This window comes from Mitsuaria sp. TWR114, from assembly GCF_007997345.1.
On the sequence record NZ_VOSR01000164.1, the window covers coordinates 1 to 6,983 of the forward strand.

The 6,983-nt window shown below is 71.7% G+C and carries 4 protein-coding genes and 3 pseudogenes; 5 read left to right on the forward strand and 2 right to left on the reverse strand.

The genetic code is table 11. The features are described 5' to 3' along the window. From FUT87_RS07815 to FUT87_RS07835, 5 genes and pseudogenes are all read left to right on the forward strand, one after another. The coding region (locus FUT87_RS07815; protein ID WP_404935371.1) for an ammonium transporter at nucleotides 1-506 on the forward strand (506 nt) is incomplete at its 5' end. A gap of 83 nt (nucleotides 507-589) precedes the next feature. Further along, a complete protein-coding gene (locus FUT87_RS07820; RefSeq protein WP_147240663.1) occupies nucleotides 590-1,525 on the forward strand; it encodes a LysR family transcriptional regulator in 936 nt (311 codons plus the stop codon). Nucleotides 1,526-1,648: 123 nt separating this feature from the next. Next, a complete protein-coding gene (locus FUT87_RS07825) occupies nucleotides 1,649-2,497 on the forward strand; it encodes a putative hydro-lyase (RefSeq protein WP_147240664.1) in 849 nt (282 codons plus the stop codon). A gap of 124 nt (nucleotides 2,498-2,621) precedes the next feature. Further along, a complete protein-coding gene (locus FUT87_RS07830) occupies nucleotides 2,622-3,860 on the forward strand; it encodes an MFS transporter (protein ID WP_147240665.1) in 1,239 nt (412 codons plus the stop codon). A gap of 75 nt (nucleotides 3,861-3,935) precedes the next feature. Further along, nucleotides 3,936-4,782 (forward strand): annotated as a pseudogene (locus FUT87_RS07835) (hydantoinase/oxoprolinase N-terminal domain-containing protein); the annotation flags it as partial. Nucleotides 4,783-4,817: 35 nt separating this feature from the next. Here FUT87_RS07835 and FUT87_RS07840 read toward each other — a convergent pair. Further along, a pseudogene (locus FUT87_RS07840) lies at nucleotides 4,818-5,060 on the reverse strand (cytochrome c maturation protein CcmE); the annotation flags it as partial. A gap of 157 nt (nucleotides 5,061-5,217) precedes the next feature. Continuing rightward, nucleotides 5,218-5,651 (reverse strand): annotated as a pseudogene (gene ccsA, locus FUT87_RS31360) (cytochrome c biogenesis protein CcsA); the annotation flags it as partial. Nucleotides 5,652-6,983 lie beyond the last annotated feature (1,332 nt).

Here is a 6,983-nt window from a genome sequence, read left to right on the forward strand (position 1 = left end):
CGCTGCTCAAGGGCAAGGCCTCGATGCTGGGCGCCGCCTCGGGCGCCGTGGCCGGCCTGGTCGCCATCACCCCGGCCGCCGGCAACGTCGGCATCGGCGGCGCGCTGGTCATCGGCCTGATCGCCGGCTTCGCCTGCCTGTGGGGCGTGTCCGGCCTGAAGAAGCTGCTGGGCGCGGACGACTCGCTGGACGTGTTCGGCGTGCACGGCGTGGGCGGCATCGTCGGCGCGCTGCTGACCGGCGTCTTCAACTCGCCCAGCCTGGGCGGCCCGTCGCTGGTCGGCGACTGGGTGACCGCGAGCATGGTCACCGCGGACGCCTACTCGATCGGCTCGCAGGTGCTGACGCAGCTCAAGGCGGTCGTGCTGACCATCGTGTGGTCGGGCGTGGTGTCGGTGATCGCGTTCAAGATCGTCGACCTGGTGATCGGCCTGCGCGTCTCCGAAGAGGAAGAGCGCGAGGGCCTGGACATCAGCTCCCACGGCGAGACCGCGTACCACAAGTGATCTCCTGATCCGCTGATCCTGCAATGGCTGAGGCCGCCCTTCGGGGCGGCCTTCTTCATTGCGGCTGCCCATAATCCGCGGCCATGAACCTCCGCTTTGTCGAAGCCTTCCACTGGGCCGCCTCGCTGCGCAGCGTCACCCGCGCGGCGGAGAAGCTGCACATCACGCAGTCCGCGCTGTCCAGCCGCATCGCCTCGCTGGAGGAGGAACTGGGCGTGGTGCTGCTGGACCGCCGCGACAAGCAGTTCCGGCTCACCGTCGCGGGCCAGCGTTTCCAGACGCTGGCGCAGCGTCTGCTGGAGGTGCAGCGCCAGGTGAAGGAGGAAATGGGCGGCACAGGCGGCGGCGCCGGCCGGCCGGTGGTGCTGCGCATCGGCGCGATCGAATCGGTGGTGCACAGCTGGCTGACCGGCTGGCTGCAGGAGATGCGGGCGGCGAATCCGGACTTCGAGCTGGAGTTGACGGTGGAGACCTCGCCGGTGCTGGTGGACCAGGTGCGGCGCGGCGCGCAGGACCTGGTGTTCGCGGCGATCCCGGCCGCCGATGCCGGCGGCGTGCGCACGCGGGCGATGGCGCCGATGCCGATGGGCTTCGTCGGCCGCGCCGACCTGCACACGAAGCGGCGTTACGGGCTCTCCGACCTCGCCGACCACGACCTGCTGACCTTCCAGCGCGGTTCCCAGCCGCATCAGGCGCTGCTGCAGATGTTCCAGGAGTCGGGCCTGCCGCTGCCCCGCGTGCATGCGATCTCGTCGATCTCGGCGATGGTCCAGCTGGTGGAGGGCGGCTTCGGCATCGCGACGCTGCCGGTGGCGGTGGCGGAGCAGCTGGCGAAGCGGCTCTCGCTGCGCGTGCTGCGCAGCGATGCCGAGCTGGTGCCGCTGCCGCTGCACGCGAGCTACCGCGAGGATCCCAGTTCGCAGCTCACCGAGTCGGTGCTCGACTCCGCGCTCGACTACGTCGCGCGCCAGCGTCCGTCCGGGAAACCCCGCATGGCATCGGCCCCTGCGCGGCGCTAAGCGGAATCGCTACTTGCCTCATCGAAAAAATCGATGAGGCGACGCGCAAAATTTCCATTGGATCGAGCGGGTGGGCGACTCCCACAATGCGTCGCATCGCCCGACAGCCTTCGCGATCCCGCCATGAACCTGCCGACCGCCCGCCTCGATCCCGTCGCCGATCTTCCCTCCGCTGATCTTCCCGTCCTGGACGCCGCGTCCAGCGCGCTCGAGGTGCGCCTCGCCGCGCGCCATGGCGGCTTCAGCGGCCACACCAGCGGACTGGCCAGCGACCACGTGCAGGCCAACCTGGCGATCCTGCCGGCGGACCTGGCCGAGGACTTCCGCCGCTATTGCGCGCTGAACCCGCAAGCCTGCCCGCTGCTCGGCGTGAGCGAGCCCGGAAGCCCGTTCCTGGCGGCGCTGGGCGCCGACCTCGACCTGCGCACCGACTTGCCGCGCTACCGTGTCTGGCGGGACGGCGAGCTGATCGATGAACCGGTCGATGTCACGCGCTGGTGGCGCGAGGACCTGGTCGCCTTCGCCATCGGCTGCTCGTTCTCCTTCGAGCATGCGCTGCTGGCCGAGGGCATCCCGCTGCGGCACGTCGAGCAGGGCCGCAATGTCGCGATGTACCGCACCAGCATCGAGACGGCGCCCGCCGGCGTCTTCCGCGGGCCGACGGTGGTCTCGATGCGGCCGCTGACGGCCGCCGACGCGATCCGCGCGGTGCAGATCACCTCGCGCCTGCCGCAGGTGCACGGCGCGCCGCTGCACCTGGGCGATCCCGCGCGCATCGGCATCCGCGACCTCGCGACGCCGGACTACGGCGACGCCGTCGATGTGCACGACGGCGAGCTGCCGGTGTTCTGGGCCTGCGGCGTCACGCCGCAGTCGGCGATCGCCACGGCCCGTCCGCCGTTCTGCATCACCCATGTGCCGGGGCACATGCTGGTCACCGATCTCCTGAATCGCGCGTTGCTCGCGGCCTGAGTCCCCGCCGCGATCCGCCCGTCTCCGCAGTACCGTCCCGGCCGCCGCCCGCCCCGCGCGCGAGGCGACGGCCGTCTCCGTCCCCCGCCGGCGCGCGCCGCCGGCATCGAAGAAAGACGACACCATGTGGCTCCGAGACACCACGCCCCCCGAGCGGCGCACGCTGACCGCGACCTTCGCCGGCTATGCCGTCGACGGCTTCGACTACATGATCTACACCTTCCTCATCCCGACGCTGATCGCGGCCTGGGGCATGAGCAAGGGCCAGGCCGGCGCGATCGCCACCGGCGCGCTGCTGACCTCGGCCATCGGCGGCTGGGCGGCGGGCGTCCTGGCCGACCGCTTCGGCCGGGTGCGCGTGCTGCAGTGGACGGTGCTGTGGTTCGCGCTGTTCACCTTCCTCAGCGGCTTCACCACCTCCTTCGAGCAGCTGTTCTTCACCCGCGCGATGCAGGGCTTCGGCATGGGCGGCGAGTGGGCGGTGGGCTCGGTGCTGATCGCCGAGACGATCAACGCCAAGCACCGCGGCAAGGCGGCCGGCCTGGTGCAGAGCAGCTGGGCGATCGGCTGGGCGGCCTCGGCGCTGGCGTTCTGGGGGCTGTACTCGGTGCTGCCGCCGGAGACCGCTTGGAAGGTGCTGTTCTGGATCGGCATCCTGCCGGCGCTGCTGATCCTCTACATCCGCCGCAACCTCGACGAACCGCCGGTCTACCTGGCCGAGCAGGCGCGTGCCAAGGCCCGCGGGCAGCGCGCCAACTTCCTGCGCATCTTCTCGCCCGAGCTGCTGCGCAACACGGTGCTGGCGAGCCTGCTGGCCACCGGCATGCAGGGCGCGTACTACTCGGTGACCACCTGGCTGCCGACCTTCCTCAAGACCGAGCGGCAGCTCTCGGTGCTGGGCACCAGCGGCTACCTGCTGGTGCTGATCGCCGGCTCCTTCGCCGGCTACCTGACCAGCGCCTGGCTCTGCGATGCCATCGGAAGACGCCGCTGCTTCATGCTGTTCGCGCTGATGGGCGGCGTGCTGGTGCTGGCCTACACCCAGATGCCGATCACCGACGCGGCGATGCTGGTGCTCGGTTTCCCGCTGGGTTTCTTCCTGTCCGGCATCTTCTCCGGCATGGGCGCCTTCCTGGCCGAACTCTTTCCCAGCGACGTGCGCGGCTCCGGCCAGGGCTTTTGCTACAACATCGGACGGGCGCTCGGCGCCGCGTGCCCGGCGCTGATCGGCCACTTCAGCACCCAGTACCCGCTGGGGCAGACGCTGGGCTGGATGGCGGCGCTGTGCTACGGGCTGGTGATCCTGGCGGCGCTGGCGCTGCCGGAAACCCGCGGTCGCGAGCTGGCGCCGGCCGCCGCCTGAGCGGCCCGAACCCTTCGAATCACGGGCGCCCGGCGCTGGATGCCGGGTGCTGGAACGGACCTCCTGGACCTCACGATGCAAGCCACTCCCACCCCCGATCGCTGGCAGTTCTGGATCGACCGCGGCGGCACCTTCACCGACCTGGTCGGCCGCGCGCCCGATGGCACGCTGCATACGCTCAAGCTGCTGTCCGAGAATCCCGAGCACTACCGCGATGCCGCGGTCGAAGGCATCCGTCGCCTGCTCGGCCTGAAGGCGGGCGAAGCGATCACCGCGGCGCTCGTCGACTGCGTGAAGATGGGCACGACGGTGGCGACCAACGCGCTGCTGGAGCGCCGCGGCGACCGCACGCTGCTGGTGACGACGCGCGGTTTCCGCGACGCGCTGCGCATCGCGACGCAGGCGCGGCCCAAGCTCTTCGAGCGCCACATCCAGCTGCCCGAGCTGCTCTACGAGCGGGTGATCGAAGCCGATGAGCGCGTCGACGCCCAGGGCGTGGAGATCAGACCGCTGGACGAGGCCGCGCTGCGCGTCGACCTGCAATCGGCCTTCGACGCCGGCCTGCGCGCCTGCGCCATCGTGTTCCTGCACGGCTGGCGCGCCCCCGAGCATGAGCTGGCCGCCAAGCGCCTGGCGCAGGCGGTCGGGTTCACGCAGATCTCGGTCTCGCACGAGGTCAGCCCGCTGATGAAGCTGATCCCGCGCGGCGACACCACCGTGGTCGACGCCTACCTGAGCCCGATCCTGCGCCGCTACGTCGACCAGGTCGCCGCCGAGATGCCGGGCGTGCGGCTGTTCTTCATGCAGAGCTCCGGCGGCCTGACCGAGGCGCGCCGCTTCCAGGGCAAGGACGCGATCCTGAGCGGGCCGGCCGGCGGCATCGTCGGCATGGTGCGCACCGCGCAGGCGGCCGGCCACGACGACGCCCTTGCCCTCCTTGAACAGGTCGGGCAGCACGCCGCGATAGCGCACCGGCACGCGATGGACCTGGTCGGTGACGACGAAGCGGACGGTGAGGCTGTCGCCGGCGTCGCGATGCAGCGAGGCCGGCTCCACCAGCCCGCCGAGGCGGAAGGCGGCGTCGCGCGGCGCCTGCGCCGCGGCGATCTGGGTCGGGCTGAAGAAGAACATGACGTTGTCGCCCAGCGCGCGCAGCACCAGCGCGGTCGCGAGCCCGAGGGCACCGACACCGAGCAGCACGGCCAGCAGGCGGCGTTGACGGGCTTTCAAGCGGACTCCTCCTCGCCGGCCGGTTCAGGGAGCGGAGACGATTGGCGGGCACGGCGCCACAGCTCCAGGACTTCAACCAGCAGCAGCAGGCCCGCGGCCCAGCCGATGGCGAGGTAGAACGCGTGGCTCATGGCAGTGCCTCCAGGTGGCGTTCGCGCAGCAGGCAGCGGGCGCGCGCCAGCGAGACCGCGATCGCGTAGGCCCAGCAGGCCAGCGCCATCAGCAGCATGCCGGCGAGCATCGAGCTCGCCATGGACGGGGCGGCATCGAAGCGGATCGACCCGCCTTGATGCAGCGTGTTCCACCACTTCACCGAGAAGTAGATGACCGGCACGTTGACGACACCGACCAGCAGCAGCAAGGCCCCGGCGTGATCGGCGCGGCGGACGTCGTCGATGGCCGAGACCAGGGCCAGGTAGCCGAGATAGAGGAACAGCAGCAGCAGCTCCGAGGTCAGCCGCGCGTCCCAGACCCACCAGGTGCCCCAGGTCGGCTTGCCCCAGGCGGCGCCGGTCCACAGCGCGATGGCGGTGAAGACGGCGCGGTGGGCGCCAGCGCGCGCCAGGACGCGCGGCCGAAACGCCAGGCCAGCGCGGCCCAGGTGAGCGCATGCCCCAGCACCAGCACGGCGATCATCAGCACGCGGTAGCGGCCGAGCAGGTCGCTGACCTCGCCGACCTTGTCGACCCAGGTCACACCCGGCAGGCGCAGGGCGGCCAGCGCGTCGCGCGTCTCGCGCGACTCCGCGCCGCGCAGCAGCACCGCAGACGCGGGTCCGTCGCCCAGCCGGCCCAGCCACTGCGCGCGCATCGGCTCGCTGGCGGGGCTGTCCAGCCAGGCCCGCGGCGTCAGTTCGCCAGCGGCGCCGCGCCCGAGCGACACCGGCTGTCCGAGCCGTTCCTCGATCACCGGCTGGAGCTCCGTCATGCGGCGCGCGGCCAGGGCCTGGTCCTCGCGCTGACGGCGCAGCGAGGGCAGCCAGTCGCTGACCGCCTGCACGCCCAGGCCCATGGCGCGCAGCCGGGCGGTCAGGGCTTCTTCGTGTTCCAGCAGGGCCTGCTCGGTCTCGCCCTGGACGACAAAGAACTGCGCCACGCCGGGCGCCTGCATCAAGCGGGCGAATTCGCGCTGCTGCGCGACCAGCGCCGGCGGCGCGGACTGCAGCTGGCGGATGTCGTCGTCGACGCGCAGTCGGCTCGCGCCGGCCGCGGCCAGCAGCAGCGTGCCCAGGCCCAGCAGCGTCAGTCCCCGCGCGCCCAGGCTGGGCCACCGCGCGCGGCGCGCGCCCAGCCACTCGGCGAAGCGCGTCGGGGCCATGCGGCCCTGGCCGTCCAGCAGCGGGAACCACCACAGCACGGTCACGAAGGCCGCGACCAGGCCGGTCGCGGAGAACACCGCCACTTGCCGCAGCCCGGGGAACGGCGGCAGCGCCAGCATCGCGTAGCCGATCACCGTCGTCGCCATCGCCAGGCTGACCACCGGGATCTGGCGCGCCAGCATGGTCCAGCGCTCGGCGGGCGGCAGGCCCTGCCGGGCGCTGAAGTAGTTGGTGCCGTAGTTCTCGGCCACGCCCAGCAGGCTGACGCCGAAGACCAGCGTCACCAGGTGCAGCTCGCCGAAGCACAGCAGCGTCACCGAGGTCGCGACCAGCAGCCCGACCGCCATCGACAGCATCACCAGCAGACGCGGTCGCAGCGAGCGGAAGGCCATCAGCGTCAAGGCCACGATGCCCAGCAGCGACCCCAGGCCGATGGTGTGGATCTCGCGTTCGGCTTGATCCGAGGCGGCCGCGGCGAACAACGGCACGCCGGCCTGGAGCACGGTCGCACCGCGCGCTTCGGCGGCCCGCGTCGCCGCGTCCAGACGGGGCATCAGCGCGCGCACGGCGCCGAT